Source organism: Candidatus Hydrogenedens sp. (assembly GCA_035361075.1).
Taxonomy (GTDB): Bacteria; Hydrogenedentota; Hydrogenedentia; order Hydrogenedentales; family Hydrogenedentaceae; genus Hydrogenedens.
Genome location: DAOSBX010000002.1, coordinates 114,545 through 134,656, shown reverse-complemented (window position 1 = coordinate 134,656; position 20,112 = coordinate 114,545). Strand labels below are relative to the sequence as shown.

Annotated in this window: 14 protein-coding genes; 2 read left to right on the top strand and 12 right to left on the bottom strand. The window is 33.9% G+C overall.

Features of this window, described 5'->3' with window-relative positions; translation table 11 throughout:
* From bshB1 to raiA, 12 genes are read right to left on the bottom strand one after another with little or no spacing between them, the layout of a single operon-like run.
* Complete coding sequence (gene bshB1, locus PLJ10_01210; GenBank protein ID HOK08261.1) at positions 1-708, bottom strand: bacillithiol biosynthesis deacetylase BshB1; 708 nt, start codon at positions 706-708, stop codon at positions 1-3.
* Positions 705-2,234 carry a bacillithiol biosynthesis cysteine-adding enzyme BshC gene (bshC, locus tag PLJ10_01205; GenBank protein HOK08260.1) on the bottom strand — a complete coding sequence of 510 codons (1,530 nt, stop codon included), beginning with the start codon at positions 2,232-2,234 and terminating at the stop codon, positions 705-707. The genes bshB1 and bshC overlap by 4 nt, the downstream gene beginning before the upstream one ends.
* Positions 2,227-2,982, bottom strand: a complete 756-nt coding sequence (locus tag PLJ10_01200; GenBank protein HOK08259.1) for a class I SAM-dependent methyltransferase — start codon at positions 2,980-2,982, stop codon at positions 2,227-2,229. The genes bshC and PLJ10_01200 overlap by 8 nt, the downstream gene beginning before the upstream one ends.
* Before the next feature lies 1 nt (position 2,983).
* Positions 2,984-4,438: a pyruvate kinase gene (gene pyk, locus PLJ10_01195; GenBank protein HOK08258.1), complete on the bottom strand. Its 1,455-nt coding sequence runs from the start codon at positions 4,436-4,438 to the stop codon at positions 2,984-2,986.
* A 53-nt stretch (positions 4,439-4,491) separates the two neighbouring features.
* Positions 4,492-5,802, bottom strand: coding sequence for an aspartate kinase (locus tag PLJ10_01190; protein ID HOK08257.1), 1,311 nt, complete (start codon positions 5,800-5,802; stop codon positions 4,492-4,494).
* 47 nt (positions 5,803-5,849) lie between these two features.
* Positions 5,850-7,544, bottom strand: coding sequence for a site-2 protease family protein (locus PLJ10_01185; GenBank protein HOK08256.1), 1,695 nt, complete (start codon positions 7,542-7,544; stop codon positions 5,850-5,852).
* Between the two features lie 14 nt (positions 7,545-7,558).
* Positions 7,559-8,737, bottom strand: a complete 1,179-nt coding sequence (locus tag PLJ10_01180) for a 1-deoxy-D-xylulose-5-phosphate reductoisomerase (GenBank protein ID HOK08255.1) — start codon at positions 8,735-8,737, stop codon at positions 7,559-7,561.
* An 8-nt stretch (positions 8,738-8,745) separates the two neighbouring features.
* The gene (gene ptsP, locus PLJ10_01175) at positions 8,746-10,497 is read right to left on the bottom strand and encodes a phosphoenolpyruvate--protein phosphotransferase (GenBank protein HOK08254.1); all 1,752 of its coding nucleotides are present in this window, start codon (positions 10,495-10,497) and stop codon (positions 8,746-8,748) included.
* Positions 10,497-10,775 carry an HPr family phosphocarrier protein gene (locus PLJ10_01170; GenBank protein HOK08253.1) on the bottom strand — a complete coding sequence of 93 codons (279 nt, stop codon included), beginning with the start codon at positions 10,773-10,775 and terminating at the stop codon, positions 10,497-10,499. The genes ptsP and PLJ10_01170 overlap by 1 nt, the downstream gene beginning before the upstream one ends.
* A gap of 13 nt (positions 10,776-10,788) precedes the next feature.
* Positions 10,789-12,939: a DUF1926 domain-containing protein gene (locus PLJ10_01165; GenBank protein HOK08252.1), complete on the bottom strand. Its 2,151-nt coding sequence runs from the start codon at positions 12,937-12,939 to the stop codon at positions 10,789-10,791.
* A 9-nt stretch (positions 12,940-12,948) separates the two neighbouring features.
* Positions 12,949-13,932, bottom strand: a complete 984-nt coding sequence (hprK, locus tag PLJ10_01160) for an HPr(Ser) kinase/phosphatase (GenBank protein ID HOK08251.1) — start codon at positions 13,930-13,932, stop codon at positions 12,949-12,951.
* Positions 13,933-13,988: 56 nt separating this feature from the next.
* On the bottom strand, positions 13,989-14,558 hold the full coding sequence (gene raiA, locus PLJ10_01155; protein ID HOK08250.1) for a ribosome-associated translation inhibitor RaiA: 570 nt from the start codon (positions 14,556-14,558) through the stop codon (positions 13,989-13,991).
* 199 nt (positions 14,559-14,757) lie between these two features.
* Between raiA and PLJ10_01150 the strand changes: the two genes are divergently transcribed.
* Positions 14,758-16,461 carry a hypothetical protein gene (locus PLJ10_01150; protein HOK08249.1) on the top strand — a complete coding sequence of 568 codons (1,704 nt, stop codon included), beginning with the start codon at positions 14,758-14,760 and terminating at the stop codon, positions 16,459-16,461.
* 171 nt (positions 16,462-16,632) lie between these two features.
* Complete coding sequence (ileS, locus tag PLJ10_01145) at positions 16,633-20,040, top strand: isoleucine--tRNA ligase (GenBank protein HOK08248.1); 3,408 nt, start codon at positions 16,633-16,635, stop codon at positions 20,038-20,040.
* The last annotated feature ends 72 nt before the right edge of the window (positions 20,041-20,112 follow it).

Sequence of the window (20,112 nt, the reverse complement as noted above, 5' to 3'; positions counted from 1 at the left end):
TTATTTTAGCAAATATTCTAAATTTATTGGTATAGGTTCTTTCTTATAGAGGGTTTCTCCGTACATCACATTAATTTTGCTTCCCCAATAGAGACAGCGGTCTTGAATACTTTTCAAAAAACGTTCTGTGGAAATAAAGGTTTCAGGACCTACATAGTTGGGATTAAAGAACTGAGAACGGTATGCATTTAAAGCCTCAATTTTTGTTTCATAGTAATCTGATATGTCAATTATAAAATCAGGGGTATTTATTTCATAGTAAGGATAGTAATATAATAGTAAAGGACATCGGTATGGTTGTTGAGCCGTATTGATACTATGTACCCCAGCAAAATAATTAGCTTCACGAATAAGAAAGTGAGCATTATGATGGTCTGGATGTCTGTCATCGGGCATTGTGGCAAGTATCATCTTTGGCTTGTACTTTCTGATTATTTTGATGAGTGGAAGTTTTTGCTCTTTGTTTATCCGAATATCTGTATCTGGTAATGCTAAGGTCTCACGTATAGATACACCTAAAATAGACGCAGAATTTTTTGCCTCTTCTAATCGTTCTTCAACGGTTCCACGGGAGCCCATCTCCCCTCTTGTAAGGTCAATGATGCCAACATTAAGCCCTTGTTTTATAAGTTTTGCCAATGTCCCACCTATCCCCAATTCAACGTCATCTGGATGTGCACCAAAAGCTAAAACATCTATTTTATTCATAATTCAATTACCTCTATGTCAAATGAGCTAATATTTATATTTTTTAATATATTTATTACGAATTGTTTTCCATATTCAGAAATGAAAGATATAGGTGAGAATACTCGTTCTTGCTCTTTTTCTAAGGGTAAAATAGTATTTTCAATAGCGTTAATGCGGTTTTGCATCTGTTTGTTTTTATTGATATACATTTTTATAAGTTCGTTTTTGTATCGTTCTATCTCATATTCAATCTTTTTAAGGAATTGTACTTCTTGATTTTGGAATATCTCGATATCTGTATGAAATGTTTTTTTCATTTTATTTGCGTATAAATGAATTGATTGTATCAACTCATTTTTTACGATTTCTATTTCCGTTTCTACATTTAAATTAATATAACTATCTTTTTTAATTTTGAGACTTTTGTTCTCTTTAAGTTGAGAATAAATTCCAAACTCGTCCATCCATTTTTTTATTTTTGGTGGTACTATAATTGATCTTTTCCTTGGATATATTATTGGTAGCGAAAGGTTAAAATAAGTAAACAAATCTTTTAGTTGTGCCCAATATGCTATTTCAGCGGGACCGCCTATATACATTACACAGGGGAATAATAATTGTTGAAAGAGACACCGTAATATAAGGTTTGGAGAGAATCGTTCAGGTTCGTATTTTAATATTTCCTTTAATTCTTTTATTGTATATCTATGTCCTGAAGCAACGGATAAAAATTCTTTTTTATCATATATTAATTTTCTTCTATATCCATTTTCTTCAAGGAAAAAAAAGACATCTATAGGGAGCTTATGAACCTGAAGTTTATAGCCTAATTGTTTTAATTTTTCATTTGTTCTTTGGAAGCAGTCGTGTAGTTCCTCATGATTTTCGATTGCAGTGTTAATTACATTTTGTAATTTTGTATGTTCTGTTATTTTATGTGGCTCAAACCATATTATTTCTTCATCATTAAAAAATTCTTTCAAAATATCGGTTGACCAGTCTGCAATGTTTTTATTTTTCACAACAGATGTGCATAGGAATTCCTTTATCTCTTTTGTATATTCTGAACCTTTTACTTTTGAGATTAATGTTTCTATCTCATTTATTATATTTTCTGCGTTTATATCTATTTTATAAAGTGATTTTCCTTTTTGTTCTTCCTCAATTTTGTAATTCATTTTATATATTTGATAATCATACGTTAGGAAATGGATATTACATGCTTCTTCCCAATCATGATCCCAAGAATGAACCCAGAAGATAGGTTTTAAGTGGTGGTCAACTATTTTCCCATAGTGATTTGATATGTTTATTAATGTAGCTAACTTGTAAAAGGTATAAAAAGGACCACCTAAAAGTGCAGGTTGTTGTCCAGAAATGATATTGATATGTTGTTTGTTTTCCTCTTTTTCATTTCCTCTCACTTTTTCCCTTTGATTAAGGTATTGATTAAGGAAGTTTTCAATGGAATCACCAGGGAGCCAAGAATAAAATTCTCTTAAATCATTTTTTCCATTTAAATAATCGAAGTATAGTTTATTCATTTTTTTTGCTAACTATTATTAATCTTGGGCTGAGTTCTGTGTATTTATTCTTTTTGTAATCACCAAATGTTTTCATAATGGCAAAATTATTTTGTTTTAACATGGTTTCTAATTCACTACACATGTAGATACGAACATGTTCAACATAAGTTGTCATTATTGTATTTTCATCTGAAAATATTTCTACTTTTTTCTTTAGTATTTTTGTTTTGTCATCATACCAACGTGTTTCAATAACAGTGTAGTTATTAATAATTCTTTTTGTTCTATTCATTTTAATATTTATTGCTTGTTCAGGGTTTAAATAATCGAGGAAGAAAAGTCCATTTCCTTTTAATACATTATATACATTTTTTATTTGTTTAATATTATCCTTTTCATTAGCAAAGTAGCCGAAGCTTGTAAAGAAACTTAGCACTGCATCGAAAGTGTTGTGTTTGAAGGGAAGACAACGAATGTCACCCCTAACTATAATCACTGTATTTTTTAATGATTCCTGTGCCTTTCTTAGGAGATATGTAGAAATGTCAATTCCTATGGTAGTGGGTATTTTTTCTTTTATATATTGAATATGTCTTCCATAACCACAACATAGGTCTAAGACCTTGTGATGTGGAGATAAATCTAATTCGGAAAGCACAAAATTGACTTGTTCTTTTGCTTCTTGTTCGTTCCGCTGTTGATAAACAATGGGATACCATTTATCGAAAGCCTGAATATACCAATCTGTGTTTTGTTTTTTATCCATGTTATACAACATGAACCTTGATAAAATTTGTTGGACAAGCAACAGACAAAGGGTACCCAGCCACAATGACTATTATATCACCTCGTTCAACATATTTTTGTGTAATTAATGTCTTTTCAACCATATGTAACATCTCCTCAATTGTTTGGACGGGTGGTATCAGAATTGCTTGAACCCCCCAATAAAGGGAACATTGTCTTGCTACATTATCATTTGGTGTTAAAGCATATATAGGTACTTTTGGTTTTGTATTTGATATGGCTAATGCTGAATAACCTGAAAATGTGAAGCAGGCAATTCCTTTGATATTTAATATATTGGTGAGTTGTTTTACTGCTTTACCAACAGCAGAGGCGCTATCTTCAATTTTTTGAATTTCTGGTGAAATTTTTGTTCGTTCTGAAAATGATTTGCATAAGTTATCAAAAGGGCATTCAAAATATTTTTGGTCATTTTCGACGCATTGGATTATTTTCGACATAACTTCTACCACTGTAATTGGATTTTTGCCTGTGGCTGTTTCAGCAGATAGCATTACTGCATCTGTTCCATCAAGAACTGCATTCGCAACGTCTGTCATCTCTGCTCGTGTTGGGATAGGATGTTCAGTCATAGATTCCAACATTTGTGTAGCAGTTATAACAGGAATTCCAGCCTGATTACATTTTCGAATGATTCTTTTTTGAACTAAAGGTACTTCTTCAAGTGTTGTTTCAACTGCAAGGTCGCCTCTTGCAATAAGTAAGGCGTCTGTAACTTCTATGATTTCATCGATGCATTTTAAGGCTTCTGGACGTTCTATTTTGGCTATTATTTTTGCAGAACTACTTTTGTCTTGGAGTCTTTTTTTAACTTGTAAAATATCATTAGCAGAGCGAACAAAAGATAGTGCAAAATAATCAGTACCCAAAGATATCCCGAAATCAAGATCATCCCAATCTTTCTCTGTCATAGACGGAATTTTAATGGGTATATCTGGTAGGTTCATTCCCTTCCGTTCACCTAAAAGTCCTCCACGGATAATTTCGCATTTAACTTCTGGTGGGGTTATTTCAACGACTTTTAATTCCATTGTCCCATCAGCAAGAAGTATCCGATCCCCAATATGGATTTCTTCGGGAAGAAATTTATAATCAGTTGATATTATGTTTGAATTCCCTACAACGTTCTCCGTGGTTATTGTTATATATTTACCCCTAATTAATTCAATCAATTTATGATTTTCAAGCAAACCAGTTCTAATTTTAGGACCTTGTAAGTCAATAATGATTCCAATTTTTTTATCTAATGTATTACTTACTTCTCGTATGGCATGGAACATATTTTTATGACTTTCATGGGTTCCATGGGAGAAGTTGAGACGGGCAATATCCATTCCTGCTGAGATTAAGGACTGAATCATCTCTTTGTTCTCTATTGCAGGTCCCATGGTGCAAATTATTTTTGTTCCACGCATAGAAGATTTTTCCTTTTTAATCTTTATTGAAATTAAATGGGTAATACCTTTGCTTAATCCCAATTTTCGAATGCTTTATAAATTGCTTCGATAGCAGTGTTCAGGTCATTTTCGTTAACACCGACAAGGATATTCATTTCTGATGAACCTTGGTCAATAACCCTGATATTTACTTTGGCGTTTGCTAATGCAGTGCATAACCTTGCGGCTACCCCAATATGATGATTCATACCCATGCCCACTGTGGCAATCATAGCAAGTCCTTTGGTTAAGGTGACATCATCTGTTTCACACCGTTTTTTTATTGCCTCAACAATTAATGGTCCTTTATTCCCTAATTCACTGTTTCGTATGATGATAGACATTGTGTCTATACCTGTGGGCATATGTTCCCAACGAATATCATATTCATCGAGTACTGATAGTACTTTTAATCCAAATCCCCTTTCTTTATTCATGAATGTTTTTTCGATATTAATCATACTGAACCCCGCCAAGCCAGCAACCCCACAAACAGGTCCTTTCGGAACTCTACTTCGGACTATTAATGTTCCTGGGTTATCGGGATTTTTTGTGTTTTTAATATGAATTGGAATTCCTGGTTCCAGTACAGGGTAAATTGATTCGTCGTGCAAAACAGTTGCACCCATATACGATAATTCCCTTAACTCCTGATATGTGATTTCTTCGATTCTTTTTGCATTGGGAACAATTCTCGGGTCAGCCATACAAAAGCCATCGACATCGGTCCAGTTCTCGTATAGAATTGATTTAGTAGCACGTGCAACAATGGCACCTGTAATATCACTTCCTCCTCGAGGAAATGTTTTAATGGTTCCGTCGGGCATTGACCCATAAAATCCTGGAACAACAAATAATCCTGAACCTTGTAATCTCTCTCCTAAGATATTGTATGTTTTTGTATCTAAAGAACCTGTTTCGTCAAAGAATATATAACTGGCTGGGTCAACAAATGTTGCATTTAGATATTCTGCAATAATCTTACCGTTGAGATATTCACCACGTGAAGCCATATAATCAGGGGTGTCATATTTGTCTGCATTTTTTGCAATATTATCTATCTCTGAGTTTATATTTAATTTAAGACCTAATTCCGAGACTATAGTTGAAAAACGTTCTCTGATAATTTTTTCGGGTTCTGATGGGTCTAATCCTTCTCGGGCGATGTTATACCATAAGTATAGAAGGTCTGTAATTTTCTTATCGTTTGCAGTTCTTTTTCCTGGGGCAGAAGGGACGATATATTTTCTATCATGTGATGAATAAATAATTTCTGCTACTTTCTTAATACAATTGGCATCAGCGAGTGAGGTTCCACCAAATTTACATGTAATTGCACCCATACCATGTCTCCTTTGTTAATATTGCGTTAAAATAGAAATTAATTTATTTATGGAATTATATCTATAAGTATTCGTCTGATATCGTTCCAGCTTACTAAAATTAGAAGTAATAGGATTATAACAAGTCCCACTTGCTGGAAACGTTCTTGAAATTTTGGGCTTAGTGGTTTTTTTCTTAATGCTTCTACTGTTAAAATAAATACTAAACTTCCATCTAAAATAGGAATAGGCAAAAGATTAACCACAGCGAGGTTAACACTTACTAATGCCATTAGACCTAAAAGCCAATCGATGCCCATGCTTGCCGCTTTTGATGTTGCATCAAAAATCATAATAGGACCACCTAAGACTTTAGGGCTAACTGCACCCATAATTAAACCTTTAAGGACAAGTACAGTTTGTCGGAGGTCACTATAACTCTTTTTTAATGCTTCTGTTAGCCACTGGTGTGGTGGATATTTCACTTTAATTTGTCGTTCTCCTAAAGCGACCCCTATTGCCTGAACAGAGTCCAATGTTACTTTTAATTTCAGTGTTGCGGACTTTTCTAATAATCCCATGAGGACAGGAGGTCGATAAACATCAACTTCTATTTCTTCACCTGGATGCTCTCTCTCGTACTTGTATAATCTTTCGAGGGTAAATTCTTCTCCATTAATCTTTGTAATAATGTCTTTCCTTCGTAATCCTGTTTTTTCCTGTATTTCGGGCTCAATATCAACAACTAATAATCCTTTTTGTTTATCCTTTAGACCTGTTTCGGTTAATGTCATTCCCCTTAATCTTCCAACAGTTGTTGGGTATACCTGAATAGTTTGCTTTTCTTCATTTCTATTGATCATTAAGGTTATAGGTTCGTCTTTTTGTGTCTTTTCTGTAAATTCCACAAAAGTAGTTCTGTCTACCCATTTCCCGTTTGCAGATAAAATAATATCTCCTTCCTTTAACCCCGCTTTTTCAGCGGGCATGTCCTTGATTACTTCCTTAATAAGAGCTGATGAAAATGGTGCTACGCCATACCTTGGAAGTTCGCTACCTTCAATAACCTGGGGTTTTACAAATGAGATGTATTTCTTAATGGAACCGTCTAATTCAGTTCTTTCAAGAATCACTTTATGTTCTTCGGATGAACCTCCTAATGTTGCATTAACAAATAAATCGCTAAATTTATGAACCTTGGTACCGTTAATCGATAAAATGCGGTCACCTGTTTGCCAACCAATAGTGTCTGGTGTTTCGGGATAATCCTTCTTTTCATTTTTATGTTCATCATAGATGTAAAGTGGTGCGGATTGTGCTGGGCTTTTCTCCTCCACTTTACCTATCTTTGAATCTACCTCCATCTCAGGAACCAGTGTACCTTTTGACACGAGAATAATATATATAAATATAGCCAAAACAAAATTCATTAGCGGTCCACTTACGATAATAATGTATCTTTGCCAAAGAGGTCTGAATTTAAACCAACGTTCCTGTGGGACGTGACCATAAGTTTCTTCTCTTTCTTTTTCGTCTAATGGCACATCTTCTTGTCCAGCCATTTTTACATATCCGCCAATAGGAAGAGCACCGATACAATAATCCGTCTCCCCTATTTTTACTCCGATAACTCTGGGTGGCATACCAATACTAAATTGGTCAACGTAAACATTACATAATTTTGCTGATATGAAATGCCCTAATTCATGAACAAAAACGAGTATACTTAATACAATTACAAAGACTACTATGCTAAAAATCATTTTTCATTCCTAATTTAAGTTAATTGATTTATAATTTCATTTGTTTTGATGCGAGTTTCTTCATCTGTTTGGAGTATCGATTCTAATGTATAAGGTCTATTCTGATGACTCATTCTGTTAAGGGTCTTTTCTATAACAAGAGGAATTTGTTTAAATGTGATTTTTTTATTACAAAACGCATGAACTGCAACTTCATTGGCAGCATTTAGAACTGCTGGAATTACTCCACCTTGTTTTGCAGATGTCCTTGCAAGGTCAAGACATGGAAATTTTTTAGTATCGGGCACATCAAAACTCAAATGTGATAATTCAAAAAGATTAAGCCGTTTAATATGCTTTTTCGCTCGTTCTGGGTATGTAAATGAAAATAAAATTGGTAATTTCATGTCTGTTGGTCCAAGATGAGCCAATATGTTTCCATCTGTGAATTCAACAAGTCCATGGATGATACTTTGTGGATGGATTACAACGTCTATTTTTTCTACATCTAAATGAAACAACCACATTGCCTCGATAATTTCCAAGCCTTTGTTCATTAACGTTGCCGAGTCAACACTTATTTTTTTCCCCATGTTCCATGTCGGATGTTTTATTGCATCGTCAGGTGTTACAGAATCAAGTTCAGTAAATGTGCTTTTGTAAAATGGCCCACCTGATGCAGTTAGATATATTTTTTCTATTGTCTCTGGTTTTTGGCCAAGCAAACACTGGAATATTGCGCTATGCTCACTATCCACAGGAATAAGTTCAACGGATTCCTTTTTAGCTTTGTCAACAATAATGCCACCAGCCATAACCAAAGGTTCTTTATTTGCAATGGCGACTGTATTACAATGTGCAATCCCTGCCAACAGAGGTTCCAAACCAACAGCCCCTACTATGGCGGAAAGGATTATATCTACCTTGATTGATGTAATTTCTTTTAATCCTTCTTTACCAACAAAAATAGTCAAATCTTTAAATTCTTTCTTTAACTTATTTGCAAAAGTAACATCATAAACTGCTACATATTTAGGCTTAAACTCATTAATTTGTTTTTTTAATAATTCAATATTTGAATGTGCTGCTAAACCCACAACAGAAAAAGAATCTTTAAATGAACGGATAACATCTAATGCATTCTGTCCAATTGAGCCTGTTGAGCCCAAAAGTGTAATCTTTTTAATAGTGTTTATTTCTTTTTTTTCTTTCATAAGGGTTATTATTTAATTGAGATGATATTCTTATACTTAGACCTGATGTTCTCTTTAAGAATATGTTTAACTTCTTTTGCGGTTCTGCACTTTAATACATTTTCTGCGAATGTTTCAGCATCTTTTGAGTTAATGCTTGTGATTAAAGCACGTATCTGCGGAATTGAGACACTTGACATACTAAACGCATCTAAACCCAAACCGATTAGTAATTCTGTAAACAGAGGGTCACTTGCCATTTCACCACAGATACTGCAAGGAATTCCTGCTTTTTTCGCAGACGTTATAGTCATCTTTAGCATTTTTAAAATGGCAGGATGTGCTGGTTCATATAGATGTGCGATATGTTCATTATTGCGGTCTACTGCGAGCGAGTATTGTATTAAGTCATTTGTCCCTATGCTAAAAAAACTACATTCTTTTGCCAATTCATCAGCCATCATTACTGCAGAAGGGACTTCCACCATAATCCCTATTTCAGGACTTTTTTTATGGGGTATGTTTTTTATAGTGAGTTCATTTTCTACTTCGCCAAGTATTTTTTTAACCTCGTTTAGCTCTTCAACACTACTAATCATTGGAAACATTATCTTGATGTTTCCTTGTAATGTGGCACGTAACATAGCTCGTAATTGTACTTTAAAAAAGTCTTTATGAACGAGACAAAAACGAACTGCTCGACAGCCTAACTGTGGATTTTGTTCTTTAAAGAATGATGCATAATTTGCTAATTTGTCACCGCCTATGTCAATTGTTCTTAGTACTACAGGCAAAGGATAAATTTTCTTGGCAACTGAAAGATATTCATTATATTGTTCTTCTTCAGTTGGTGGTTCTGGTTTATTCAGAAAGAGGTATTCTGTTCTATATAAACCTATTCCAGCGGAAACATGTTTTACATTATCATCAACTTCATTTGGAAGTTCAATATTGGCAAGGACAGAAATATTTTTTCCATCTTTTGTTTGAGATGGATGCGAAATAATTTTTTGTTCATAAAGATGATATTTTCTTGAAAGTTGTATTTTCTTTAATCTAAGTTTTCGTATTGTTTCGGATGAAGGATTGATAAATACTTTTCCATCAATAGCGTCTACAGCAGACCCTTTAATAGGATGAGTATAAACATCAAAAAGATTTCCAACGCCGACAATCGTGGGTATTTTTAGTGACCGTGCTAAAATTGCCACATGCGAGGTAGGACTTCCCTTTTCAAGGACAATAGCTCTAACTTTCTCTGGGTGCAAACGTGCTGTTTCGGAAGGGGGCAAATCACTGGAAAGTAAAATACAAGGCTTCTTTATATTTTCGAGGTCTGGTCTTTTTTGCTCCATTAAATTGCGGACAATACGGTCAATAACATCGACAATATCAGCATTTCTCTCTTCAATAAAAGTATTACCTGAATCCTTTATTTCTTTTGTATATTTATGTGCAATATCAAACAATACCGATTCTGCATTTATTAACTCGTCTCTAATTCTTTTTTCTAACTCTGTTAGAATTGTATCATCGTCTAATAACATTAAATGCACATCGAAAATACTGGCATGTTTTTTACCAAAATTATCTAATGTTTTTTTATGAAGAACAGTAAGTTCTTCTCTGGTGGTATTTATTGCAGTTTTTACCCGTTGTAATTCTTCTTTCGGATTTTTTATCTTAAATCGTGGGATGTTAATTGGTCCAGGGTCATATACCAATGCTTCCCCCCATACTATTCCCGGAGACACAGGTATTCCACTAAAGGATTGTTCCATTATGGTTCTCCGAAACCTGTTTTAAATATTTCTTCTAATTCATCAATGGCAGATTGTGCATCCTTCCCTTCTGCTACTGCTAATATTTCTGCATCTTTAGGGGCACCTAAACTCAAAATTTGTATAACACTTTTTGCATTTCGTTGGTTCCCGTTATAGATAAGATAAATGTGAGCATCGTATTTCTGCATCTCACGGGCTATCTTACCTGCAGGTCTTGCATGAACACCTAATTTGTTTACAACTTTAATTATTTTTTCTATTTTGTTATTGTTCATTTTCTGTATTACATCAAAGTGATTTGATATTTATTTTCATTTCAATACTTACTACTTCGTTATGTCTAAATATTCCTTTCCAACAGGGAATTAAAACATTTCCCTGATATACCCTTTCTTGGCCGTTTTCTGATTGGCTAACGGTCTCGATTGGAAAATTAAATAATCGAGCTTCTTTATTTAGCTGAAATTCAATTTCTAATTTTTGCCAATCATCTCTCAATGCAAAATGAGTGAGACCCGATTCATCACCAGCATCACCAAGTTTTCTCATTGAGAGTTTTTTATTTTTTGAATATATAAAACGGTCATCTGAAGAACCTGTCAGGAGATTGAAACACCACTCCGAGCCAAAGTAGCCTTCAAATTCCCCATTGGTCATGTTTGTAATATCATATTTTACTAAAAATGAGAGCATATTTTCACTTTTTTCGCTATTTAATAACATATACTTTACTATATTTACATTCCAACAAAAAGGAGAGATTTCGACTGTCCCAATTCCTTCCAGAATAATTTCATTCTCCATAAGTTTATATGAATACTCTTTATTAAAATGAGACCACCATTCTTGATATTGATTTGATTGTAATGCATTTATTGAAATATTTAATGGTAAAAAATGGTCCCTCATTGAATAACGTACATAAGGGTCATAAATTAACAGTTTTTCCAATCCTTTCTCTTTTGCTTTTACTAATTCGTGTATGCTCTTATGGCCCGATTCATTGATTTCGTGGGATATACTTTCTTTAAATAAATCTTGGTGATAGGCTTCTTCCCTTCTTGATAATATATTTAAACAGTTAAATGCCTTAGGTTTGTAATCTAATTCAATTAATGTCCCTCCATCATGCGGGGATAAGATGAAAGTCCCTAACTTTGTGTTTAAGATAATCTCATCATTTCCATCACAATTAAAATCTTCGACTTCGTTATTTCTCCAATGCTCAAAAAAGTGTTCATAATTATCTATTAATTTTTCGCATTCGATAATATTAGAATACACCGCAGTTCTTAAATGATTTAAGTAAAGACCACCAAAAACACCATGCCAGTATGCACAATTGCATTGACTTTGAAATAATTTTTTTTGTGCCTCTTTCAGCAGATTATTTTTTTTATTTTTCTTTATTAAGGTATTAAGCCGTCGACTTGTTTTTAGCATTCTTTTTTGCATGTTATTTGCTTCTTCATACTTAGAAAGGAAACCACGCCAAAATCCACCTCTTAAATATATTGATATTCTTTCCCATGTTTTTGGGTTTTCTTGAAGTTCTTTTTTTATGGTTAAGTATTCTTTCTGCGAGTTTACTGGTAATACCCATTCCATCATTTCATGATAAGAAGCACAGGGTAAGTAAACTCGACCTAATGGTGGATTTTCGTCAAGATACTCAGAATACGTTGTTGTCCTTAACCATTCTTGCTCTTCTGTGATACTTGTGAAGAAATTAAAAAGCCATTTTTCTTCATAAACACTGTGGTGTGTCCCAGGCCAAATCCCAAATTTTTCACCGTCATCATGAAAAACAGCACATGCACCACTATGGGTTTCATGTACTTTTCGCAAAAATTCTAACGTTTCTTTTATTGGACGAAAAGGTATTGTATATCTCAATTTCTCAAGAATAGGGAATATTTTGATATTAAATCCTTCATGTTCAGTTAAATAATATCCAAATAGTTCTTCTCTATCCAGTCCAGCACTGAGAAAATGGGTATCATCAAGGGTTGTATATTCGATACCTGCATTGGCTAATATTCTTGGAAAATATGGTTCCCAAACTCTTTCCGCTATCCACATTCCTCGTGGTTTTACCCCAAACCTTTGTTTTATAAAATCTTGCATATATAAAATTTGTTCATAAGCATCTTCCTCTGGAATTGCACAAACCAACGGTTCGTAAAAAGCACCTCCCATTAGTTCTACTTGTTTCCGCTGTATTAACGTATTTATAAGTTCGTAAAATTCAGGATGTTTGACATCAAACCAATCCCAAAGGGGTCCTGTTATATGTAATGTGACTTTAATGTTCGGAAATTGTTGAAGAACTTTGAGAAAAGGTAAATATGCTTTTTGATATGCTTCTTCAAAAACGAACTCGAAGTTTCCAACGGGTTGATGAGAATGTAAAGCAAAAATTAGGTTTAGGGATTTCATTACAACTTCCTACCTAATTTGATAAAGATTTTTTGTTGTTGCCTGTTTGGTACGTTCTGAGAACTGTTGGTCTATATCAATACCCAATTCCATCATACGGCATTTTAATGCAGCCGCTTCAACAATAACTGCAAGATTTCTACCAGGACCAACAGGAACTTTAAGATATGGAACGTTTACGCCTAATATTTGCTTTTTAGGCCAGACATTAATTAGCATGTCGATATCATCATCCATTGTGGTTACTAATTCTATAATTAATCCTACTTGTTTTCTTCTCCTTATTCTGCCTGCACCATAAACGGATAATACATCTACCATTCCTATTCCTCGTATATGAATGTTATGCTCGATTTGTGGGTCACTTTCTGCAATAATAATATCCTCAATACCTTTTCTTAAAAGAACCACATCGTCTACGATAAGGCGATGTCCACGTTCCACAAGTTCTAACGCTGTTTCACTTTTTCCTATTCCCGATGCACCTACAATTACTACACCAATACCATAACAATCGACAACCGTTCCGTGGATTGTTGTTTCTGGTGCAAATTTTTCAGCAAAAAATAAAATAACTTTACTGATAACTTGGTCTGTTGTTAGGCTGGATTGTATTACGGGAACACCGTGACGATTGCACAAGTCTAAAAATACCTGTGGAGGGATTAAGGAACGGGACAAAAGAAATGCTGGAATTTCAAAGGAAAACATATAAAGTAGACGATTTTCAATTTCAGATGGGGTTAGCCTTTCAAGATAATGAATCTCGGTGTTTCCTAATACCTGAACTCTATCATTTGCAAAATATTCAAGGTAACCTGTTAAGGCCAATCCTGGACGATTAACATCCGGAGTAAATACTTCTCTCCTTATTCCTTGATACCCTGCTATAATCTTTAATCCCAATTCGGAACGAATAGGTTCCTGAAACAACGAAGCAACAGGTATTGACGTTTTTTTTCGAAAATTTATTTCTAAATCAGTTTCCCACATTTATTTAACTCACAATTATATTTTTAACCCCTCTTTTGATTATTTGAAAATAATAATCAAAATTGAGGTTCAATTAATCCATACGTGCTATTTCCCCTCGGATATAGTACGTTGACCTGAGAGGTATCTACATTTATAAATACTAAGAAAGGCTCCTCTAAAAGTTGTATTTGCATTAAGGCTTCGTCAACTGTCATGGGTTTTAACGTGATGTGTTCTCTATGTACTATTTCATGAGGGATAACAGGTTCTTCTTCAGTTTCTTCTTTTTGAGGGGTTTCTTCCTTAAGTTCGAGTATGACATGTTTATATTTTCGTGTCTCGTTTATATTCCGTGGTTTGTGATTTTTTATTTTCTCCTTAAATTTACGTATTTGACGTTCTAACTTTTCAATAACAGCATCTACTGAGGCATACATATCGGGGGAAGATTCTTTACTATGAATACGGACACCGTTAGCATTTAAATTAATTTCGCAAATATGACGGTGTTTCTCCACATCCATAATTACGTTTGCCTCTATAATTTTGTCAAAATAATGTTCTAACTTTTTTAGAGCATTTTCTGTGTATGATTTTAATGCTTCTGAAGACTCCATGTGTTTACAAGTGATATGTACATTCATTAGTTTTTTTACTCCTTGGCAAGATTTTACTTTTTCATTCATTATTTTAACGCATAAAAATAATAACAAAGCACAAAAAAATAGTGCAAATAATGGAATTCCGATAACACTTAATTTTATAATCTGATAATGGTTGTTTTGATTTGGAAAGTAAAACTATATTAATTTCATTGAATAACTTAAACTAAAAACAACTTTTATGAAAATCAATAAAATCAATATTTTGTTTTTATTAGTAATATTTCCCATTGTAGTTTTATGTTTTCTCATCTGGAAATATGGGTATCGATTTCCTTATTGGGATGAAATTTTATATTTGTCGTTATTTGACAAATTAAACCAAGGAACATTGAAATTCTGGGAGTTATTTGCTCAACAAAATGACCATCGACCTTTCTTACCTCGTATTATTACCTTATTTTTAGCCAAAATTACTTCATGGAACGAGTTGTCTATCTTATACTTTAATGTTTTCCTTGTTATTCTTTCGTTTTTAATCCTCTTTTATATCATCATCCTTCCACAAAAACAAGGGATACATTATAACGGTGAGGATAATAGGAAGCCAGGTGACTTTTCTCGTCTTTTACAGGTGTTTTCTGCTTCTCTTATTTCATTATTAATGTTTTCATGGGTACAAATGGAAAATTGGGTTTGGGGACTTCAACTTATGATGTTTTTGACTAATTTCCTTTATATCTGTTTACTTAGTATTTTGACTATATATAAATTAAACCTCTTGACACTATGCATCTCTATAATAATTGCCATTTTTGCCTCTTTTTCTTTTGCTAATGGTCTACTAATATGGGTTACTGCTCTACCTCTTTTAATCTACAAATATTTTAATCAAGAGAAAAAGAACCCTTTCCTTATTTTAATTTGGATACTATCTGGTGTTGGAGTTTTAGCTTTTTACTTCTCCAATTATCATAGGCCAGGAATTACAAGTATTGAAAAACAAGTAAGCGTATTAGAAAGATGTTTATATTTTATTCTTTATATAGGTAGTCCGATATCAGGATTATTTTTTATACCACCCTGGCATGGTATAAATATGGTAAAAGTCAATATTGGCTCTTACCTCTTTGGTATTGCAGGACTCTTATTATGGATGTTTTTATTTTTTAAGATTAGAAAGACAATTATTATTAGAAAAAGGTTTTGTATATTTGAAAATAATATCCAAAAATTAATGACTAAACAAGAACTCAAACAGAACATTGAAGAATACTTTTTTTGGAAAAGTCTTGCTTTATTCTCCATTTTAAGTGGTGTTCTTCTCGCATTTGGAAGGTCGGGGTTAGGATTAGGACAGGCATTATCATCAAGGTATATTACAACAAATATGTTATTCTGGTGCTCTATATTAGGAATGTTTAATTTTTACCTTAAACAACAAGAGAATAGACTACTTTTAGATGTAAAAAATTATTTAAAAATATTTACTATAATTATTTTCGTAGTTGTTTATGTAGTTCTGACATTATTTCCTGTCTATACTAATAAAAGATGGCATAATATCGCACGTTGGAAAAACCTTGGTTGGTATGCTTTAAGTTCAGGCTATAATGGCAAATTATATTACACAGACCTTTGGGGAACTGAGAACGATTTTATTGACCCCAAAACGTTACGTGCAGAATTTTTACCACTTTTTAGAAAGTATAACCTATGTGGTGTTTATCATTTTGACAAACCAAATATTAGACAACAATTAGCACCTATTTATATACAGGAGGCACGTTATTTTATTTATCAAAAGTTATGGAAACCAGCTGTTTGTTATATCGATACCGCTGAATATTTAAATCCTTCTCTCCCTGAAATTCAGCAGTTGAAAAAAGAAATTCCTCCTGAAATATTCCCACTTTACAAAAAGTATCAGGAGGAAGGAAACTAAGAAAAAGGCATCTAATAGTCGAGTATATTGAATTTTCCATAAATATTTTCTGGATTATCCTATGTAATGTAATAGATATATATTTATTTTTTTTGGTATTATAAATATCATTTCCGAGTTTTCCTGAAAAGTAACAATAAATATAAGTGTATTTTTTTATGGAGTGAAAAAATGAAAAAACAAGCATTTGATAATGTTGTTCCATCTTCACAATTTAATTTTTCAAAAGCAGAACAGGAAATTATTCAATTTTGGAAAGATAGAAAGATATATCATAAAAGTTTAGAACAAAGGAAGAATGCCCCTCGATTTGTATTTTACGAAGGTCCCCCTACGGCAAACGGATTACCCCATCCAGGACACTGTCTCACAAGGACAATAAAAGATATTTTCCCGAGATATAAGACTATGGATGGTTATTACTGTGAACGAAAGGCGGGTTGGGATACTCATGGACTTCCTGTTGAGATAGAAGTTTGTAAATCGTTGGGAATTTTTGATGGTGGTAAATCTGCAATTGAATCGTATGGAATAGAGGCATTTAATAAGGCTTGTATAGACTCTGTTTTTCGTTATCAGAAAGAATGGGAGGAGATGACAGAACGTATTGCTTTCTGGGTAGACCTTGAACAGGCATATGTAACATATCATCAATCTTATGTGGAAAGTGTGTGGTGGGCATTAAAACAGCTTTTTGATAGGGGCTTGCTTTACCGTGGTTATAAGGTAGTATGGTGGTGGGCACAGGGTGGAACTGCTCTTTCTGCTGGTGAAGTTGGTGAAGGTTACCGTGAGACAGATGACCCGTCAATAACCGTTCGTTTTCCCCTCACAATGGAAAGTAAAAGCAAGTTAGGATTTAAAGAAAATGACAAAATCAGTTTTTTAATCTGGACAACCACACCATGGACACTTTTAAGTAATTGTGCAGTATGTGTGGGACCAGATATTGAGTATGCATTGGTTAAAATGGAGAAGAATGAGATTTCAGAATATTTCATTATAGCAAGTGCTGTAGCAAAATCTATTTTGGGTGAGGATATTGAAGTTATAAAATTATATAAAGGGACTGATTTATTAGGATTAACTTACGAGCCTTTGTTTAAGTATGATATTCCACAGAAAATAGAAGGACAAGGCACAGCGGATAAGTATTGGCTTATAATTCCAGGTGATTTTGTAGATATTGAGACAGGAACAGGACTGGTTCATATAGCACCAGCGTTTGGTGAAGATGACTATAAGGTATGTAAAGAGCAAAATGTTGGTTTTCTTTGTTTTATAAAATCGGATGGCACATTCGATGAGCGAGTTACCGATAAGGATTTATATACAGGAAAACCATTGGCGGGCATGTTTTGTAAGGATGGGGATAAATCTATTATCCGCATACTAAAAGAGCGTGGTTTGTTATTTAAGCAAGAACAATTCCGTCATGCTTATCCTTTCTGTCCACGTGCTGAAGATGACCCACTAATCCAATATGCGAGACAGAGTTGGTTTATTCGGACATCTGCATTTATTGAAGAATTTTTAAAGAACAACCAAAAAATTTACTGGCAACCCGAACATATACGGGAAGGCCGTTTTGGTAATTTTTTAGCTACAAATGTCGATTGGGCACTTTCCAGAGAACGATTCTGGGGGACTCCCCTTCCAATTTGGGTTTGTGAAAAAACTGGATATATGGAATGTATCTCTTCATATCAAGAACTACTTTCTAAACCTGACGTTCAAGGACTCGATGTATGGGAAAAGGCTAAAAAGGAAAATCCACAACTTAACGACAACTTAAAAGTACATAAGCCTTATATTGACGCTATTACATATCAAAGTCCAAAAGACCCATCCGCACGAATGAGACGGGTTCCAGAGGTTATTGATTGCTGGTTTGACGCAGGTTGTATGCCCTTTGCTCAATGGGGGTATCCTCATGTTGAAGGTTCAGAAGAAAAATTTACTCAAAACTTTCCCGCAGATTTTATTAGCGAAGCAATAGACCAAACCAGAGGCTGGTTTTACGCATTATTAGCCATTAGCACTATTATATTTGGTGATAAAAAGTCCTACCCACACCCTTTCAAAACATGTGTCTGTTTGGGACATATACAGGGTGAAGATGGTTATAAACTATCAAAACGACTGAAAAATTATAAAGAACCACAATATATATTTGATAAATATAGTGCAGATGCCCTACGTTGGAGCTTTGTAGCTAAAAATCCGCCTACGACGACAACCAGATTCCAAGAAAAGTTAATTGAAGAACTTCAAAGTGATTTACTTATTCGCTGGTATAACGTCTACAGTTTTTTTGTAATATATGCTAATTTGGATGGTTTTACCGCTGAAGGTGCCCCATTGAAACTTCTTAAAGATGTTTCTTCAACTCCAGATACGGTGACTGAAGACCAATGTTCCCAACCGAGTGAATTCATTCAATCTTACCGTCCTATTGAGGAACGTTGTGAATTGGATAGGTGGATTCTAAATGAATTATATAAAACTGTCGTTCAGGTACGAAATGCTTTGGATAACTATGAAACGTATCCTTCTGCAAAGGCAATTTTTGATTTTATTGAGGGACTATCTAACTGGTATGTTCGCAGGAGCAGACCTCGTTTTTGGGAAAGTGGCTGGTCAGAACAAAAAGCGGATGCATATTGGACTTTATATGAATGCCTTATTAATCTTTCAAGGCTTACCGCTCCTTTTGTACCATTTTTCTCTGAAATCACATGGAAAAATCTCACAAAACCTCTAAAAACTGCTGCTGAAAGTGTTCATCTGGCTACCTATCCAAAAGTGAGTGAAGATAAAATCGATTATACATTACTTGAAAATATGGCACTTGCACGTGAAGCCGTTACATTAGGATTGAGTGCCCGTCGATTAGCAAATATAAAAGTTCGTCAACCACTGGCTCGTTGTGAAATTGTATTAACATCACCAGAATTAAAAGATAAAATCAATCCATATCTGGACATAATAAAGGAAGAATTAAATATTAAAGAGATAGAATTTTCGGATCAGCCCCAATTATATGTAAATTATGAAATTAAGCCGAACTATAAACTTTTAGGGCCTAAATTAGGGAGTAAAGTCAAATTGTTAGCGAAAGAACTTGCCCGTGTTGATGGTGGTAAGATTTATCATGATTTAATTACCAATAACGAATACATCATTGAACTTGAAGGAGAAAAAGTGTCTCTTAAGGAAGAGGATCTAAGTGTTAAACTACTTCCAAAAGAAGGATTTACTGCTTCTCAGGGTAAAAATATGGTGGTGATTCTAACTACTACCATAACAGAAGAATTGAAGAAAGAAGGCTGGATTAGAGATGTTATTCGTGAAATTCAAGAACTCCGCAAATCTATGCAATTACCTTATGATAAACGAATAAAATTAACGTTAATTACTGCTGATTCGGGTCTCATATCTGCATTAGAAGAGTTCAAGGAAACATTATTAAAAGAAGTTCTTGCCGTTAACATTAATATACAGAATGAGGACGTCTCGGGGATGAAACAGACAGATATTGAAGGTATTGGATTAGGTATTTTTATTGAACCTGTGTAAGAAAGATAAAACAAAAAAGGTTTTATACTTATTAGCAACGTTTAAATAAAATAGTGAATGGGAATTTAAAGG